The organism is Micrococcus sp. Mcc28 (assembly GCF_024519775.1).
GTDB classification, from domain to species: domain Bacteria; phylum Actinomycetota; class Actinomycetes; order Actinomycetales; family Micrococcaceae; genus Micrococcus; species Micrococcus luteus.
Genome location: NZ_JALJRH010000042.1, coordinates 1 through 540, shown reverse-complemented (window position 1 = coordinate 540; position 540 = coordinate 1). Strand labels below are relative to the sequence as shown.

The window sequence follows — 540 nt, the reverse complement described above, 5'->3', positions numbered from 1 at the left end:
GGAACCCCATCAGCGCGCCGACGGCGCACCGCCGCCCGCGGACGACGGCGATCCCCGCGGTCCCGGCGCCTCCCCCGGCTCCGGCCTCCCGGCCTCTCCCCCTTCCCCTTTCCCTTTTCCCTCTTTCTCTTTCCTCTCTCCTCTCTTCCTCTCTTTCTCCTCTCCTTTCCTCTCTTCTCTCTCCTCTTCTCCTTCCTCCTCCTCCTCCTCCTTCTCCTTCCTTTCCTCCTCTTTTTCCTCCTCTCTCCTCTGCCTTCTCCCTTCTCCCCTCTCCTTCTTCTCTCTTTTCCTCTTCTTCTTTTCTCCCTCTCCTCTCCTCCTCTCTTTCCCTTTCTCCTTCTCCTCCCTCTCTTCCTTCCTCTCCTCTCTCCTTTCTTTCTCCTCCCTCCTTTTCCTTTCTCTTTTCTTCCTCTCCTCTTCTTCCTCTCTTCTCCTTCCTCTTTCCTCCCCCCTCCTTCTCCTTCTCTCCTCTCTCTTCTCCTCCCCCCCTCTCCCTCTCTCTCCCTCTTCCTCCTTCCCTTTCTCCCCCCTCCTCTTCCC

General features: G+C 58.3%; 1 protein-coding gene. It reads right to left on the bottom strand.

The window, feature by feature from the left end; all coding sequences use genetic code 11:
* Nucleotides 1-540 (bottom strand): hypothetical protein (locus tag NR073_RS11390; RefSeq protein WP_256748837.1); only part of this gene is annotated, 540 nt, incomplete at both ends.